A 355-nucleotide genomic window follows, 5' to 3' on the forward strand; every position below is an offset into this window, starting at 1 on the left:
TGCGACATGGCGGCGGCGCGTCCGCAGCCGATCCCGGTGTTCGCCGAGATGAGCAGCATCAACCCGATGCTGCTGCTGCCCGAGGCGATCAAGGTGCGTGGCGAGAAGATCGCCGCCGAACTGACCGGCTCCGTAGTCCTCGGCGCCGGGCAGTTCTGCACCAACCCCGGCCTGGTGATCGGCATCCGGTCGGCGGAGTTTTCCGCCTTCCTCGAGCGCTTTGCCGCGCTGATGGGCGACCAGCCGGCGCAGACCATGCTCAATCCGGGCGGCCTGAAGAGCTACTGCCACGGCCTGGACAACCTGCACAAACATCCGGGCATCAGCCACCTGGCCGGCTCGACCCAGGAGGGCA

The 355-nt window shown here is 67.9% G+C and carries 1 pseudogene; it reads left to right on the top strand.

The features are described 5' to 3' along the window. A pseudogene (locus QMX85_RS23370) lies at positions 1 to 355 on the top strand (aldehyde dehydrogenase (NADP(+))); the annotation flags it as partial.

Source organism: Pseudomonas sp. PS02288 (assembly GCF_029959715.1).
GTDB classification, from domain to species: domain Bacteria; phylum Pseudomonadota; class Gammaproteobacteria; order Pseudomonadales; family Pseudomonadaceae; genus Pseudomonas_O; species Pseudomonas_O kuykendallii.